The following is a 14,660-nucleotide window of genomic DNA, read 5'->3' on the forward strand; positions in this document are numbered from 1 at the left end:
TAATATGGGTAACTGGATTAAAAGGCTTCCCCTGAGGGGGAAGCTGTCCGCGAAGCGGACTGATGAAGGGCAAACTTGCCGTTATTACTCGTTGGCGGGTCACTGCCGAAACGCCGCCCCTCATCCGGCCCTCGGCCACCTTTTTCCCCCTAGGGGGAGGCTTTTTACTCTTCCGTATGCTCCATGCCCAGCGCGATCATGCTGCGAACGTGGTCATCATCCAGGGAATAATACATGGCCTTGCCCTCACGGCGGAACTTGACTAGCTTACTGGTTTTCAGCAGCCGCAGCTGGTGGCTGACAGCGCTCTGCGAGATACCCACGACCTGGGCGATATCATTGACGCAAAGCTCGCTCTCAAACAGTGCATACAAAATTTTGATGCGCGTTGAATCGCCGAACACCCGGAACAGTTCGGCCAGGTCGTACAGCACCTCGTCATTGGGCAGGTCATCCTGCAGGCGGCGGATGTCGGCCTCACCCAGCTGGGCGGTTTCAGGTAGCTTTTCGCCTGTTTTTTCGTTCTCAGACACCGTCATCATCCCTTCATATGTTCGTTTGTTCATATGATACATCCTAATATACACTTTGTCAATAGAAAAACACAAAAAAATCCCCCGGATGTGAAAATTCTCACATCCGGGGGGGGAAAAAATCTTAGTCGGTGATGGGGGCAAAGCCCGGCTCGCCTGGCAGGGTCACGCCGTTGTCAGCCAGCATTTTTCGGAACTCTTCCTCGGGAAAGTCAAAGACAACTTCTTTAATCATGCTCTGCTCATGGACGAGTATCTTCCACGGCGCACCGTCGGGCTGCTGCAAAAACAGGATGCCGGACACACCGTCGAGACTTTGCACGCCCTCGTCAGCCCAGAAAGCAGGGGAGGGGGTGACAAAGTAGTGATCCACCATCCGCCCGCCCGGGAAGTCATGTTCAATGACCGCAGGGACCTCGCCGTCAGCCTGGGCGGATTTGTATTGCAGGTGCAGGTTGGTGAAGTCGGAAGCGGTCATAGAAGCATTCCTTTCCGTAAAGTGCTGCCTGCGGCGGTATGTGGGTATGCCGCCCTACGCCGCACATTTGGGTTGGTCGTAGGGCGGGGTGCCCTCACCCCGCCGCCTGGCAGCCGTTTATCAAACGCGCAGGCTGGCGGACTCAGGCTCGTTGCTGCCCTCGTCGAACTCATAGTCGTTGCCGGGCAGGATAGCGTTCAGCAGGATACCGGCGATGGCGGCGATAGCCAGACCGGACAGGTTGATGGTGACATTGCCCAGACCAAAGCTGATGCCGCCCACAGAGTTGAAGCCCAGGGCGCTGACCAGAATGACGGCGGCGATAATCAGGTTGCGGGAGTTGGTAAAGTCGACCTTATTCTCAACGACATTGCGCACACCGATGGCGGAGATCATGCCGTACAGCACAAAGCTGATGCCGCCGACGATGCCGGAAGGGATCGTGTTGATGACGGCCTCAAACTTCGGGCAGAAGCTCAGAATCAGCGCAAACACAGCTGCAATGCGGATGACGAGGGGATCGTAAATCTTCGTCAGGGCCAGCACGCCGGTATTCTCGCCGTAGGTGGTGTTGGCGGGGCCGCCCAGCAGGCCGGCCATGGCGGTGGCAAGGCCGTCGCCCAGCAGGGTCTTGTTCAGGCCCGGGTCACGGATGTAGTTCTTGCCGGTGGTGGCGGAGATAGCGGCAATATCGCCGATATGCTCCATCATGGTTGCCAGCGCGATGGGCACGATGGTGAACACGGCGCTGATGAAGGTCTCGCTGCCGTCGATGGCGAACAGACCCATGGAATCCTTATGCAGGGGGATGCCGAACCAGGCGGCAGCACCGATGGCTTGGAAGTCAACTGCGCCGGTGACCAGCGCCACGGCGTAGGAAACCAGCACGCCGATGAGGATGGGCAGGATCTTGACCATGCCCTTGCCCCAGATGTTGCAGACGATGACGGTTGCCAGCGCGACGAAGGCCAGCAGCCAGTTGCTCTGGCAGTTGTTGATGGCGCTGGGGGCCAGGATCAGACCGATGGCGATGATGATGGGGCCGGTGACGACCGGGGGGAAGAACTTCATCATCTTGCGGATGCCGAACGCGGAGATCAGCGCGCTGAACAGCACGTAGACCAGGCCGGACAGGGCCACGGCCGCGCAGGCGTAGGGAAGATTCTCCGGGTTGGCACCGCCGTTGGTCACGATGGTAAAGCCGCCCAGATACGCGAAGCTGGAACCCAGGAACGCGGGGACCTTGCCCTTGCACAGGAAGTGGAACAGCAGCGTGCCCAGACCTGCGCAGAGCAGGGTGGTGCTGACGCTCAGGCCGGTCAGCAGCGGCACCAGCACGGTAGCGCCGAACATGGCGAACATATGCTGTGCGCCGAGGATCAGCAGCTTGGGCGTGCCCAGCTGCTTGGCATCATAGATGCCCTGCGAGTAATCGATTTTTTCTGCCATAAATAAAATTCCTCCTCACAATGGCCGCAAAAAAGGGAGACTGAACGTTTTTTACCCAAAAACCGCAGCCTCCTTGCTTATCTTTATAAGGATAGCAGAAATAGCGGGAAAGTGCAAGATGTTAGGAAAATTTTGTCGTCATGTAGGGGCCGGGCACGCCCGGCCCTCAACTTTCCCTCAAATGGCCGTCCGCCTTACACGCGCGGGCCGGGTATGCCCAGCCCCTACTATCTTTTTGTCGGAAAGTGTGTTATTATAAATTAAATAAAAAAGTATAATAGGAGATATTGACTTATGCTTACCCCCGGTATCAAAGGGCACGCGGCGCTGCGTGTCACCACCGAAAATACAGCCCAGGCCATGGGCAGCGGCGAGCTGCCGGTGCTGGCTACCCCGGCCGTAGCCGCTTTAATTGAAAAGACCTGCTGGCAGTCCGTCGCGGCAGAGCTGGAACTGGACCAGGGCACCGTCGGCACGGCGCTGACGCTGGCCCACACAGCCCCCACCCCGGTGGGGATGGTCGTGCAATGCGACTGTGAGCTGACCGCTGTTGAGGACCGCCGCCTGTGCTTCACCGCCCGCGTCTACGACGATGTTACCGAAGTTGCCACCGCGACCCATGAGCGGTATATCGTGGATAACGAGCGTTTTACCCGCAAGGCAAACAGCAAACTGACGGCGAAGTAGGAATCCCTCAGTCCGCTGCCGCGGACAGCCTCCCTTGTCAAAGCGAGGTCGGAGGGATTCCGCCCCCGCCGCCTCTTTTAATAAATTGCCTCCTCCCGCCAGTCCACCAGGTCCCGCACGGTCTCCTCGCTCTCCACCCAGCCTTCCCGCCTGTCGGCGTAGGCGTCGGGGGCGTAGCGCTGCATCGTGCCGGGGCTGCGGCCCTGCAAGTATTCCTTGGCTTGCTTCTGGCGGCTGGGCACCGTGCGGCTTAGCAGTTCGTCCTTTTGTTTTCTATCCAATTTCTTATCCAACAAAATCACCTCATTTTCATTCTGCCCGCCGCAGGCTCTACCCAAACCTGCCAAATCGTGGTATAATAAAATTTATCGCCATTTTTAAGGAGCTTTGCAAACTATGGAACTCAAACTCAACCAGGTCGTGCTGCACCTGCTCGACCCCGGCGCGTCGGAGCCGGTTTTGTCGGACCGCGCCATGGATATGGACGCCGACCTGTACGAATACTACACCGCCACCCTTGAGCGCGCCTTTGCCAGCGACGAGGTCAAGAACTGCCGCTTTCTGCCCGATTCGGCCTTTGCCGCCGAAATGGCGCAGAACAACGATTTCATCGACCTGTCCCGCCGCATTGCGGGCGTGATTTTTGAGCAGATGCTGCAATACCAGGCCATCCCGGCGGGCGATCTGGCCGTGGTGGATTTCACCGCCGACGGCGTACCGTTCTACGGCGTGCTGAAATTAAACTACCGCCCCGGTTACACCCACCACACCGAGCTGATGGGCAACGGTCGGTTCAGCAGCATGGTCCCGCAGCGGACCCTTTTGCCCGGCACGCCCAAGGCCGACGAAGCCGCCCTTATCGACCGCGCCAACGGCACGGTGCGGCTCATTGAGAAAAAATTCACGCTGGACGATAAAAAGGACTTCTACCTTTCCACCCGCGTGTTCGGCTGCACCGAGGCTTTGCAGGAGAAAGCCAAGCTGAAAGCCGTCTGCGAGACTGCCGTCGCCGCGGTGAAGGAGGCCTACCCCGAGCCGGAGGAACTGGACGATGTACCGCCCTTTGACGGCGGCACCGAGACCGCCGTGGAGCTGCTGGTGCGCAACCAGGCCGTGGACAATCAAATCTCCGTCGAGGACGTGCGCGAGCGTATCCGGGAGAATTTTCCCCTGGCCGCGCCGAAATTTGAGGAAGCCCTGGCCGAGACCGGCGTGCAGGAGAACGACCGCGTGACCGTGACCCCCGCCCGCATCAAAAAGCTGGAAAGCCGCAGTTTCAAGACCGAATCCGGCATTGAAATTAAAATCCCCGCCGAATTGTGCAGTTCCGACGATGCCGTTGAGTTCATCCATTCGGCCACCGGCGGGTTGAGTTTGTTGATCAAGGACGTATTGGTGTAAAAAGCAAAACATGGAAACAAAACAAAAAACCACACTGACACAGGGCAGCGTGGCCAAAGGGATGCTGCTGTTTGCGCTGCCGATTTTCGTCAGCAACCTGTTCCAGCAGCTGTATAACGCCGCCGACTCCCTGATCGTCGGCAACTTTCTGGGCGGCGAGGCGCTGGCCGCCGTCGGCTCATCCGGCAGTTTGATTTTTCTGCTGACCGGCTTCGTCAATGGCGTTTCGCTGGGTGCGGGCGTCGTGGTGGCACGGTATTTCGGTGCCAAAGATTGGGACAGGATGCGCCGCACCATCCACACCACCGTGGCGCTGGGCCTGGCCGCCGGTGTGGCGCTGACAGTCGTCGGCGTCATCCTGACCCCGCAGATCTTGCGTTGGATGGGCACCCCCGCCGACGTGCTCGTCAACTCGATTTCCTACTTCCGTATGTACTTTATGGGCTCGATCGCCGTTGTTATGTACAATGTAGGTGCGAGTATTTTACAGTCTGTGGGCGACAGCAAAAGCCCGATGGAGTATCTTATCACAGCGTCCATCATCAATATTATTCTGGATTTAATTTTGGTCGGCTGGCTGCGCTTCGGCGTGGGCGCGGCAGCCTTCGCCACCATTGCCTCCCAGACGGTCAGCGCCATTCTCGCCTTCGCCAAGCTGATGCGATCCCAAGAAGCATGGGCCGTCCGCTGGCGGGAAGTCAGATTTGACGGCCCGTCGCTCAAGGCGGTCATTGTGCAGGGCTTGCCCTCCGGCGTGCAGAACTCGGTCATTTCGATTGCCAACGTTATTGTGCAGTCCAACATCAACTCGTTCGGTGCGCAGGCCATGGCGGGCTGCGGCGCGTACAGCAAGGTGGAGGGCTTCGCCTTCCTGCCTGTGACCTGCTTCTCGATGGCGCTGGCGACCTTCGTCAGCCAGAATGTTGGTGCAGGCCAGCCTGACCGCGTAAAAAAGGGCATGAAATTCGGTTCCCTCTGCTCGGTGTTGATGGCCGAGATCGTCGGCCTGTGCATTTACTTTGGGTCGCCGTGGCTCATCGGCGCGTTCAGCCGTGAGCCGGAGGTCATTGCCTTCGGCGTGCAGCAGGCCCACACGGCCGCACTGTTCTACTGCCTGCTGGCGTTCAGCCATTGCTCGGCGGGCATTCTGCGCGGGCTGGGCCGCCCGGTCGTGCCAATGATGGTCATGCTGATGGTCTGGTGTGCGCTGCGCATCACCTATATCACCATCACGCTGCACTTTATCCATCAGATCGGTGTCGTGTTCTGGGCGTATCCCATCACCTGGAGTATCTCGTCGGTGCTGTTTGCCTGGTATATCAAGCACTGTCCAATCCCCCGATTGGGCGGGGGAGCGCCGGAATAATTACAAAAAACTGCCATGCATCGCGAAAGATGCATGGCAGTTTTTTTATTTCTTAATCACAAAGCACGGCAGCGGGGCAGTGTCAGCCCAGTTGGCAAACTCACAGACCAGTACCGTATACTTCGTCAGCGGCAGCGTGCGGAAGAACGCCAGCGCCGCCTGCTTTTCGGCATCGCCGATGACCTTGCCGCTGTACAGCACCGCCGCCAGCACCCCTCCGGGGCGCAGGGCATCCAGCGCCGCACGCAGGGCGGGCACACTGCCATCAGCAGTCGAATGTATATCATGCTCGGCCCCGGGCAGCCAGCCGAAATTGAACAGCACGCAATCCACCTTGCCGGGCTGCACCAGTTCGCCCAGCCGGGCGTGATCGTAGAGCACCGCGCGGCCGATTTTATCATACCCGGCCTCTTTCAGGCGGCGGTTCGTGCGGTCCACGGCCTGGGGCTGGATATCCATGCCCAGCACGCGGCCATTCTGCCCGGCCAGGCGGCAGAGGAACAGCGTATCGTTGCCGTTGCCGCAGGTCGCGTCCAGAAACAGCCCGCCGGGGGTCAGGTGGGCCTCCAAAAATTCATGGCAGAGCTGCACAGCAGACAAGTCGGGCACGCGGCGGCGCACCAGCCGCCCGCCCTCGGGTAAAAAGTCGAACCGCCGCGCCAGCGCACGGCCCGCCTCGTCCCGGGGCAGGGGCGCAGTAAACCGGGTGGCCTGCTTGGGGTCCAGCCCGCCGCCGCGCCGCAGCAGCTCTTTGACTAAGTAACTGCCATAGCCGCGGCCGCGCCACTCGGGTACGATCTCCAACCGCAGGATGGTCGCGCCGTCCACGACCGCCATGCCGATGGCCTCGTTCTCCTTATATAAAGTGTAGTGCCCTTTTTCCTGCTTGATCTGCATAGTCGTTACCCGTCAATCGTGTTTGTGTTCAGGTCGTAATGGATCACATCGTCCCAGTTGCGGCGGAGGGCGATCTGCGCGGTCAGCGCGCTATCGTCATACACCAGCGACCACTGGGTATTGCTGGTCACGTCCTCGGGGTTGGGGTCCTGGGCGGATGCCTGCAACGCCAGCCAGGCGGTATCCGCTGGGATATTCCCATCAGAATCGCGCATTGCCAGAACGTCCATAATGGCGTCATAGCGCTCTTTGCCATGGCCGTAGATGCCATTTTTCTGGTTCGGCTGCACTAAATAGGCATAGCAGCCGTAAAAGTTCGTGATGGCCTGCATCGCCGTCCAGCGCAGCGGGCGGCCTTCCTGCTCCGGGTCGTACTCAATGACACGGGCATCGCCGGCGGCATCGGTGACAAAGAAGTGGTAGTCTCGCCCCGACGTTGCAAACATATCGTAGCTGTCCAGCAGGTCCACCGCCTCCTGGGTCGTGGCGGCGCGGTCCAGCACCAGGCGGATGGCAAGGGTCGTAAAAATTTTCTGCTTGCCGGTGTCCTGGTTGACCGGCTCACTGTCCAGCGTCAGCACGGCGATGGACACGCCCTTCTCGTTCATACCGTCCAGACAGATGAACGGTGCGGTCAGGCAGGCGAGCTTTTTCGCCATGCTCACATCCGGCTGGTTGGCCGAGATATTGTCCAGCGCGGCCAGCGCCACGGATTTGTAACCGTCCTTCGGCGTACAATAGACCAGCATGGCCGAGGTATCACGCTTGAAGTCGTAGTTGCGGCCCATCACGATATGCCTATCCTGCACCGTTGCAAAGGCGCTGCACCCGAACTGTGGGGCTTTCATATGGATGGGCAGCAGGGGAAGCGTTTCCTTCAGGATGGCATCGATCATCGATTGATTGTCGGTGATGCCGTAGTTGATGACATCGTCGATGCTGTAATCGTACCGGACGTCCATGCGGTAGAGATTATAGTCGCTGTAATCGGTGATTTTTTCAATGCTGTTCACCGTGCGCAGCCGCCCGGCATACAGCACGCCAAACCCGGCTGCCGCCAGCAATACCAGCAGCAAAAGCGCCAACAGAACACGCAGGATCATCTTTTTCACAGAAAACGCCTCCCTTTTGTATGTATACTTTATAATTTGATTATAGCACATCCTGTTGCGCGGCGCAACGGAGAATTTATCACGGTTTTCACCGCTTTTCACAGAGTTTTCACTCTCTGACGAAACCTATTTCACAATTACCCTGTATACTGTAAGCATCGAAAGCGAAAGGAGACGACCCATATGAGCAACGAATACGATTACTCCGGTCTCTATAACAATACATCCGGCGGGCAGCCTGCACAGAACAATGCGCAGCCTGCACAGCCCGAACAAACCGCCCCGCAGCAGCCCGCACAGGACAGCGCCTACCCCAATGTAGGTTCCAGCGGGGCCAACACCGCAAACACCGCCCGCACGGATTATTCCGGCTGCGGCGCAAGCCCGCAGTTCCAGCAGGACAACAGCGGCTACACCAGCAGCTTCAGCGGCGGCAATGGCGGCAGCGGCGGCTACAATGGGTACAGCTACGCCAGCGCCCCGCAGCAGCCCCCCATGCCCGAGAAGAAGAAGGGCGGCCGCAAGGTCCTGCTCCGCGTGCTGGCCGGTGTCGGCGTTGTGGCGCTGGGCTTCGGCGGCGGTTTTGGCGGCGCAGTGGCCGCCAGCCGCATGGGCCTGACAGGCAGCCAGGTCGTTGTGCAACAGGTGCAGCGCAGTACGGACACCGACGCCACCACCACAGGCAGCACCGGCGGCACGAACATGAGCGTCCAGCAGATCGCGTCTGTCGTCTCGCCCAGCGTCGTGGCCATCACCACCGAGCAGATGAGCAGCAGCCAGACCTGGTTCGGCGGCTACTACGTGCAGAGCGGTGCTGGTTCCGGCGTCATCATCAGCCAGGATGGCTACATTCTGACCTGCGCCCACGTTGTCAGCGGCGCAACCAGTGTTAAGGTCCAGCTGGACGGCAGCGATGAGAGCTATGACGCGACCATCGTCGGCCAGGATTCCACCTCCGATATCGCGGTACTGAAAATCGACGCCACCGGCCTGACCCCGGCGGTCATCGGCGACAGCGACGCGCTGGCCGTGGGTGAAGTGGCCGTGGCCGTCGGCAACCCGCTGGGTACGCTGTCCAACACCGTCACCGACGGCGTTGTCAGCGCCCTGAACCGCCAGGTCACGGTGCAAGACAACGATATGACGCTGATCCAGACCGATGCGTCCATCAGCCCGGGCAACTCTGGCGGCGGCCTCTTCAACGGCAACGGCGAACTGATCGGCATTGTCAACGCCAAGAGCAGCTACAGTGAAGCCGAGGGCATCGGCTTTGCCATTCCCATCAACACAGCCATGGAAATCGGCCAGCAGCTGATTGAGAGCGGCAGCGTGGCGCGTCCGGCGCTGGGCGTCAAGATCGTTGATGTGACCGACGCACAGACCGCGCAGCAGCTGGGCGTTTCCACCATGGGCGTTTACGTGGTGGAAGTCACCAAGGGCAGCGGTGCCGAAGCCGGCGGCGTGCAGGCGGGCGACCGCGTGCTGGCCGTGGATGACACGGCGGTGAGCGATACCTCCGCGTTGAAGAACTACCTGAAGGATAAATCCATTGGCGACACGGTGGCCTTGCAGGTCGAGCGCGACGGTAAGGTGCTGACGCTGAACGTTGCCCTGGGGTCGAGCGCACAGTAAAATAGCATAAGAAAAGGGATGCAGGTTTTGCGGCCTGCATCCCTTTTTTGATATTTATCCGTAGGGGCCGGGCATGCCCGGCCCGGGCGCGTAGGGAGAGCGGTCGTTTGCGGGAAGGCTGCGGCCCCTACAACTCTGCCTAGCGGTTTTCACCGCATCTCAAACAACGTCCGCCGTTTCCACCAATAATACCCCAGCCCCACAGCATCGGCCAAAAACCAGCCGATGGGCACGCTCCACCAGATGCCGACCACGCCAACCGCCGGGATTGCCGAAAGCGTATAGGCCAGCGCCACGCGGATGCCCAGCGAAATGACCGTGAGCACCACCGACATACCCGGCCGCCCCACGGCGCGGTACAGGCCGTACAGCAAAAACAGCCAGCCGATACCTAAATAAAACGCGCCCTCGATGTGCAGATACCGCACGCCCTCGGCGATGACATCCATCTCGCCCGCATCAATAAAGATCCGCATCAGCGGCGCGGCAAACCCATACACCACAGCGCTGACCGCCACGCTGAACCCTGCCGCCGCGGCAAACGCGCCGCGCATACCCTGTTTGAGGCGGCCTTTCTCCTGTGCACCGTAGTTCTGCGCCAAGAAGATCGAGAACGCATTGCCGAAATCCTGCACCGGCAGGTACGCAAAGGCGTCGATTTTGACCGCCGCCGCAAACGCCGCCATGACCACCGTGCCAAAGCTGTTGACAAGCCCCTGCACGGCCAGGATGCCCAGATTCATGACAGACTGCTGGATGCAGGTCAGCGCCGAGAAGGACGCGATTTCTTTTATGCGGGCGGGCCGCAGCTTGGCCCGACAGGCCGCTCGCAGCAGCGGGAACCCGAACCAGGTGTACAGCGCAATGCCCACGCCGGAGACGTACTGTGCAATGACGGTCGCCTCGGCGGCACCGGCCACGCCGCGCCCCAGCCCGCAGACGAACCAAAGGTCGAGCACGATGTTCAGCCCCGCCGACACCGCCAGGAACACCAGCGGCACGACCGAGTTGCCCAGCGCCCGCAGCAGCGACGCAAAATAATTATAGAGAAATGTCGCAGCCAGCCCCGCAAACACGATGCGCAGGTACGTCCGCATCATGGCGTCGATCTCGGCAGGGATGCGCAGGAACCAGATAATGCCGTCGAACCCGGCGTACACAGCAAATACCAGCACCGCCGTGACACCCGCCAGCAGCACAAAGCTGGCAAGGATGCCCTCTTTTAACCCTGCATCGTCCTTTTGACCATATTTGATGGAAAACACCGTGCCGCTGCCCATGGCAAGACCCAGCAGGATGGACGTTAAAAAGGTCATAAGCGTGAACGCCGACCCCACCGCCGCCAGCGCCCCGGTGCCGATGAACCGCCCCACAATGAGGGTATCGGCAATATTGTAGCATTGCTGCAGCAAATCACCCAAAATCATAGGCACCGCAAACTGCAGCATCGTAGGCATGACCGGGCCTGTAGTGAGTTGTTTTTGCATGAGAGCTGAAAACCTCTTCTTCTGTTTTTACACCATACCTAGTATAAAACAGAAAGGCCTCCCTTGTCAAAGGAAGGCTTTCTCAACTCAGTTCTGATCCTTACTTTTCCCCACCAACGCGGCCAATACTCCAAAAATCAAACTGGCCGCGATCCCGCCGCTGGCGGCTGTCAGCCCGCCGGTAAACGCGCCGGGCAGCCCGCACTCGTCCACGGCGTTCTGTACGCCCTGGGCCAGCAGATGACCAAAACCCAGCAGCGGCACGCTGGCCCCAGCCCCGGCAAAGTCCACCAGCGGCTTGTACAGACCCACGGCGCTTAAAATTACGCCCGCCACCACATACCCGGTTAAAATCCGGGCAGGGGAGAGCTTGGTATAATCGATAAACAACTGCCCCACGACGCAAATTAGGCCGCCTGCCACAAACGCCCAGACGTAGTTCATACCGCACCTCCCAGCTCAACGCAGTGGGCAATGCCTGGAATGCTCTCGCCCTGCAAAAACGTGGTCTGGCTCATCAGCGCCCCGGTGGCCATAAACAGCACGCGGCGCAGCTGACCAGCCGCCAGCATGGGCAGTATTTTACAGCACAGCACCGCCGCGCTGCACCCGGCCCCGCTGCCGCCCGCCTGCACATTCTGGCCCTGTGTGTCATACAGCAGGCAGCCGCAGTCCTGATGGTTGTCCAGCGGTACGCCCTCCTTTGCCATCTGCTCTCGCAAAAGGGCCGAGCCGACCTCGCCCAAGTCCCCGGTAAAGATCGCGTCAAAGTCCTGCGGGCGGGTGTTGGTCGCCGCAAAATAGCGCAGCAGCGTGGATGCCGCGGCGGGCATCATGGCCGCGCCCATGTTGTTGATGTCGTGTACCTCAAAATCCTGCACGCGGCCAAACGTCACCGAGAGCACCGGCACGCCCTGCCCGCCGTGCGCCCGCACCAGGCAGGCTCCCGCCGCTGTGGCCGTCCACTGGGCCGTGGGGGTGCGCTTGGCGCCGTATTCCAGTGGTGTGCGGAATTGCCGTTCTGCTGCGCAAAAATGGCTGCTGGTCAGTGCCATGGCGCGTTCTGCCATACCGGACGCCGCAAACGCAGCGGCCAGCCCCAGCGTCTCTGCCATCGTAGAACACGCGCCGTACACGCCCGCGAACGGCACGCCCAGCTCCCGCATCGTGTAGTTGCTGGCCGTACACTGGGCCTGCAAGTCGCCCGCAAAGACGATATCCACCTTCGTGCGCGGTGTATCCGCCTTGCGCAGGCAGAGTTCCGCCGCCTTGCGCTGCAAAATGCTTTCGGCCTGCTCCCAGTTTTCGCAGCCCTGCTCACCAAAGCCCGCGTCCTGGGTCACGAAGTCAAAGGCCGAGGCCAGTGGGCCTTCGCTCTCCTTTTTGCCGCCCGCCGCCGCCCAGGCCGCCACGGTGGGCGGCGCGTCAAACAGCAGGGTATCACCCTTTCGTATCATGTGTCACCCCACCTTTCCCAACAGCCAGTAGATGACGCCCCACACAAAGCTGGCCAGCGTGCCAAAGGCGATGACCGGCCCGGCGATGCCAAAAATCTTTGCACCTACGCCTGTCACCCAGCCCTCGGCCTTGAACTCAATCGCCGGGCTGACGACCGAGTTGGCAAACCCAGTGATGGGCACCAGCGTACCCGCGCCCGCCTTGGCGGCCAGTTTCTGATACCAGCCCGGCAGCGTGAAAACGGCGGCGAGGAAAATCAGCGCAATGCTCGTCAGGGTGCCTGCCAGCGTTTTGTCGTACCAAATCAAAAACAGCTGGCGCAGCCCCTCGCCCAGGGTGCAGATAGCCCCGCCGACGCAGAACGCCCACACGCAGTCCCGCACCACCGGCGAAGGCGGCGACGCGCGGTTTACCATTTCGTCATATTGCTTGGGGTCCAGTTTCACAGTCCATACCTCCTTTTGGGGGTAGTATGGGCTTAGTTGCCGTAAAATATAACGTTCCCGCGATAATACGGCTGCGGTATCATCGTTTTGTACAGTGCGCGCAGCTCTTTGCAAAGGGCGGCGTCGGGAACCGTGCCGCCGCAGGGCAGGGAAAGCACGGCGTACCGCGTGCCAAACACCCGGCTTTCCAGCGCCGTGGCCCGCGCCCCCGCCCGCAGGTAAAACCCGATGCGCCGCCGCGCCACGGCAGGGTCGGGGGCCTCGGCGGGGTGCTCGCACTCCAACAATAGATCATGCACCCGCATGGCGTCGTAGGCCTTGACGAGCTGCAATGCCTGGGTGCCAACGCCGCCGCCCCGCAGGTCACACCGCACGGCAAAGTAGTCCAACAGCGCCGTCCGCTGGCCCGGCAGCACGACCTGCCACGCGTAGGCCAGCCGCACACCTGCGTCGTCGGTCAGCAGCAGCGGCTCGTAAATGCCCGCGTCCAACAGGCGCTGTATCTCGGCAAAGGGTTTGAGCTCCGCCGCAGGGAAATCCCGCGGCAGCGCCGTGTGGTAGAGTTCTTCGCACGCAGCAGGGGACAGGCGCAGGATTTGCATAGGGATTTCTCCTTTCTGTGATTGAATTGTGGGGGAAAATACGGTATAATAGGTAAAATTACGCATCACGGGTGCTGCCCAGCGGCGGCCAGAGGACTGGCCGCCCTACCATGCGGCTGCCCTGTAGGGCGGTCAGTCCTCTGACCGCCGCCATTTGCGACACACTTTATAAACAAGGAGCCACCCACATGGAATGGACTGACATCAGCATTACCGTCGCCAAGCGTGACGCAGACACGGCCGAGGCCATCGCAACGATGGTCGCCAACGGCGGCATTTATATCGAGGATTACAGCGACCTGGAACAGCAGGCGTGGGAGATTGCCCACGTGGACCTCATCGAGCAGGAGTTGCTGGACAAGCCCCGCGACGTCGTCATCGTACATATGTACCTTGCACCCGATGAAAACCCCGCCGAGGTTCTGCCCCTGTTTGAGGAACGCCTGCAGAACAGCGGCATCAACTATCAGCTTAACACCACCGGCGTCGAGCAGGAGGACTGGCAGAACGGCTGGAAAAAATACTACCACGCAATGGATATTGGCAACCGTCTTGCCATCGTGCCCGGGTGGGAGGATCACCAGACCGACCGCATCAAGATCATCATGGACCCGGGCATGGCCTTCGGCACCGGCACGCACGAGACGACTTCGCTCTGCCTGGAAACGCTGGACAGCCTGGTCAAGGGCGGCGAGCGGGTGCTGGATATCGGTACCGGCTCCGGCATTCTGGCCATTGCCGCACTGAAGCTCGGCGCAGCCGAGGCCGAGGGCGTGGACATCGACCCGATGTGCGTGCGCACCGCGGGTGAGAACGCCCAGCGCAACGGCGTGGCCGACCACTTTAAAGTCCTCGTCGGCGATCTGTCCGACCAGGCCAGCGGGCAGTACAACATCATCACGGCCAACATCGTGGCGGCGGCCATCCTGTCGCTGGCCCCCCACGTGCCGCCGCTGATGGCCCCGGGCGCACGTTTCATCGCCAGCGGCATCATCACCGAGCGCAAGGATGAAGTGCTCACCGGGCTGCAAGCCGCAGGTCTTGCGCCCATCGAGGTCAAGGAAAAGCGCGGCTGGGTCTGCATCATCTGCGAAAAGAAAGAGGCGTAAAGT

The 14,660-nt window shown here is 60.5% G+C and carries 16 protein-coding genes; 5 read left to right on the top strand and 11 right to left on the bottom strand.

The annotated features are described in order from the left end of the window. Nucleotides 1–164 precede the first annotated feature (164 nt). From GPK89_RS13230 to GPK89_RS13240, 3 genes are all read right to left on the bottom strand, one after another. The gene (locus GPK89_RS13230; protein WP_252261667.1) at nucleotides 165–566 is read right to left on the bottom strand and encodes an ArsR/SmtB family transcription factor; all 402 of its coding nucleotides are present in this window, start codon (nucleotides 564–566) and stop codon (nucleotides 165–167) included. 91 nt (nucleotides 567–657) lie between these two features. Beyond that, nucleotides 658–1,011 (bottom strand): hypothetical protein, encoded by a 354-nt coding sequence (locus GPK89_RS13235; RefSeq protein WP_215693778.1) that lies wholly within the window; start codon nucleotides 1,009–1,011, stop codon nucleotides 658–660. A 120-nt stretch (nucleotides 1,012–1,131) separates the two neighbouring features. After that, on the bottom strand, nucleotides 1,132–2,460 hold the full coding sequence (locus GPK89_RS13240) for a uracil-xanthine permease family protein (protein ID WP_215693780.1): 1,329 nt from the start codon (nucleotides 2,458–2,460) through the stop codon (nucleotides 1,132–1,134). A 294-nt stretch (nucleotides 2,461–2,754) separates the two neighbouring features. On the opposite strand from GPK89_RS13240, the gene GPK89_RS13245 reads away from it, so the two are divergent. After that, nucleotides 2,755–3,147 carry a thioesterase family protein gene (locus GPK89_RS13245; protein WP_215693781.1) on the top strand — a complete coding sequence of 131 codons (393 nt, stop codon included), beginning with the start codon at nucleotides 2,755–2,757 and terminating at the stop codon, nucleotides 3,145–3,147. Between the two features lie 77 nt (nucleotides 3,148–3,224). On the opposite strand, the gene GPK89_RS13250 is transcribed toward GPK89_RS13245, so the two are convergent. Further along, nucleotides 3,225–3,440, bottom strand: coding sequence for a hypothetical protein (locus tag GPK89_RS13250; RefSeq protein WP_215693783.1), 216 nt, complete (start codon nucleotides 3,438–3,440; stop codon nucleotides 3,225–3,227). Between the two features lie 103 nt (nucleotides 3,441–3,543). Between GPK89_RS13250 and GPK89_RS13255 the strand changes: the two genes are divergently transcribed. Beyond that, a complete protein-coding gene (locus GPK89_RS13255) occupies nucleotides 3,544–4,548 on the top strand; it encodes a nucleoid-associated protein (protein ID WP_215693785.1) in 1,005 nt (334 codons plus the stop codon). A 10-nt stretch (nucleotides 4,549–4,558) separates the two neighbouring features. After that, nucleotides 4,559–5,914, top strand: coding sequence for an MATE family efflux transporter (locus GPK89_RS13260; RefSeq protein WP_215693787.1), 1,356 nt, complete (start codon nucleotides 4,559–4,561; stop codon nucleotides 5,912–5,914). A 45-nt stretch (nucleotides 5,915–5,959) separates the two neighbouring features. Here the strand turns inward: GPK89_RS13260 and GPK89_RS13265 are convergent, their stop codons facing one another. Continuing rightward, nucleotides 5,960–6,811, bottom strand: coding sequence for a GNAT family N-acetyltransferase (locus GPK89_RS13265; RefSeq protein ID WP_215693789.1), 852 nt, complete (start codon nucleotides 6,809–6,811; stop codon nucleotides 5,960–5,962). Nucleotides 6,812–6,816: 5 nt separating this feature from the next. After that, the gene (locus GPK89_RS13270) at nucleotides 6,817–7,914 is read right to left on the bottom strand and encodes a linear amide C-N hydrolase (protein ID WP_252261676.1); all 1,098 of its coding nucleotides are present in this window, start codon (nucleotides 7,912–7,914) and stop codon (nucleotides 6,817–6,819) included. A 192-nt stretch (nucleotides 7,915–8,106) separates the two neighbouring features. Between GPK89_RS13270 and GPK89_RS13275 the strand changes: the two genes are divergently transcribed. Beyond that, complete coding sequence (locus GPK89_RS13275; protein ID WP_215693791.1) at nucleotides 8,107–9,555, top strand: S1C family serine protease; 1,449 nt, start codon at nucleotides 8,107–8,109, stop codon at nucleotides 9,553–9,555. Nucleotides 9,556–9,704: 149 nt separating this feature from the next. On the opposite strand, the gene GPK89_RS13280 is transcribed toward GPK89_RS13275, so the two are convergent. The 5 genes from GPK89_RS13280 to GPK89_RS13300 all read right to left on the bottom strand — a co-directional run bounded on the left by GPK89_RS13280 (nucleotide 9,705) and on the right by GPK89_RS13300 (nucleotide 13,548). Continuing rightward, entirely contained in the window at nucleotides 9,705–11,042 is a 1,338-nt protein-coding gene (locus GPK89_RS13280) for an MATE family efflux transporter (protein ID WP_215693793.1), read from the bottom strand. Between the two features lie 87 nt (nucleotides 11,043–11,129). Then, the gene (gene spoVAE, locus GPK89_RS13285; protein ID WP_215693795.1) at nucleotides 11,130–11,486 is read right to left on the bottom strand and encodes a stage V sporulation protein AE; all 357 of its coding nucleotides are present in this window, start codon (nucleotides 11,484–11,486) and stop codon (nucleotides 11,130–11,132) included. Then, nucleotides 11,483–12,499: a stage V sporulation protein AD gene (locus GPK89_RS13290; protein ID WP_215693797.1), complete on the bottom strand. Its 1,017-nt coding sequence runs from the start codon at nucleotides 12,497–12,499 to the stop codon at nucleotides 11,483–11,485. Before GPK89_RS13290 ends, spoVAE begins: the two co-directional genes overlap by 4 nt. Before the next feature lie 3 nt (nucleotides 12,500–12,502). Next, nucleotides 12,503–12,946, bottom strand: coding sequence for a SpoVA/SpoVAEb family sporulation membrane protein (locus GPK89_RS13295; protein ID WP_215693798.1), 444 nt, complete (start codon nucleotides 12,944–12,946; stop codon nucleotides 12,503–12,505). Between the two features lie 32 nt (nucleotides 12,947–12,978). Continuing rightward, entirely contained in the window at nucleotides 12,979–13,548 is a 570-nt protein-coding gene (locus tag GPK89_RS13300; RefSeq protein ID WP_215693800.1) for a hypothetical protein, read from the bottom strand. A gap of 188 nt (nucleotides 13,549–13,736) precedes the next feature. Here GPK89_RS13300 and prmA point away from each other — a divergent pair, with 188 nt between their 5' ends. Continuing rightward, on the top strand, nucleotides 13,737–14,657 hold the full coding sequence (gene prmA, locus GPK89_RS13305; protein WP_215693802.1) for a 50S ribosomal protein L11 methyltransferase: 921 nt from the start codon (nucleotides 13,737–13,739) through the stop codon (nucleotides 14,655–14,657). Nucleotides 14,658–14,660 lie beyond the last annotated feature (3 nt).

This window comes from Gemmiger formicilis (assembly GCF_018784445.1).
In the GTDB taxonomy this organism is placed as follows: Bacteria; Bacillota; Clostridia; order Oscillospirales; family Ruminococcaceae; genus Gemmiger.

What these genes read in the sequence shown, in the direction of transcription:
- GPK89_RS13245 (WP_215693781.1), top strand. Translation starts at nt 2,755, where the DNA reads ATGCTTACCCCCGGTATCAAAGGGCACGCGGCGCTGCGTGTCACCACC.
- GPK89_RS13255 (WP_215693785.1), top strand. Translation starts at nt 3,544, where the DNA reads ATGGAACTCAAACTCAACCAGGTCGTGCTGCACCTGCTCGACCCCGGC.
- spoVAE (WP_215693795.1), bottom strand. Translation starts at nt 11,486, where the DNA reads ATGAACTACGTCTGGGCGTTTGTGGCAGGCGGCCTAATTTGCGTCGTG.
- GPK89_RS13290 (WP_215693797.1), bottom strand. Translation starts at nt 12,499, where the DNA reads ATGATACGAAAGGGTGATACCCTGCTGTTTGACGCGCCGCCCACCGTG.
- GPK89_RS13300 (WP_215693800.1), bottom strand. Translation starts at nt 13,548, where the DNA reads ATGCAAATCCTGCGCCTGTCCCCTGCTGCGTGCGAAGAACTCTACCAC.
- GPK89_RS13260 (WP_215693787.1), top strand. Translation starts at nt 4,559, where the DNA reads ATGGAAACAAAACAAAAAACCACACTGACACAGGGCAGCGTGGCCAAA.
- prmA (WP_215693802.1), top strand. Translation starts at nt 13,737, where the DNA reads ATGGAATGGACTGACATCAGCATTACCGTCGCCAAGCGTGACGCAGAC.
- GPK89_RS13240 (WP_215693780.1), bottom strand. Translation starts at nt 2,460, where the DNA reads ATGGCAGAAAAAATCGATTACTCGCAGGGCATCTATGATGCCAAGCAG.
- GPK89_RS13265 (WP_215693789.1), bottom strand. Translation starts at nt 6,811, where the DNA reads ATGCAGATCAAGCAGGAAAAAGGGCACTACACTTTATATAAGGAGAAC.
- GPK89_RS13230 (WP_252261667.1), bottom strand. Translation starts at nt 566, where the DNA reads ATGAACAAACGAACATATGAAGGGATGATGACGGTGTCTGAGAACGAA.
- GPK89_RS13275 (WP_215693791.1), top strand. Translation starts at nt 8,107, where the DNA reads ATGAGCAACGAATACGATTACTCCGGTCTCTATAACAATACATCCGGC.
- GPK89_RS13280 (WP_215693793.1), bottom strand. Translation starts at nt 11,042, where the DNA reads ATGCAAAAACAACTCACTACAGGCCCGGTCATGCCTACGATGCTGCAG.
- GPK89_RS13270 (WP_252261676.1), bottom strand. Translation starts at nt 7,914, where the DNA reads ATGATCCTGCGTGTTCTGTTGGCGCTTTTGCTGCTGGTATTGCTGGCG.
- GPK89_RS13235 (WP_215693778.1), bottom strand. Translation starts at nt 1,011, where the DNA reads ATGACCGCTTCCGACTTCACCAACCTGCACCTGCAATACAAATCCGCC.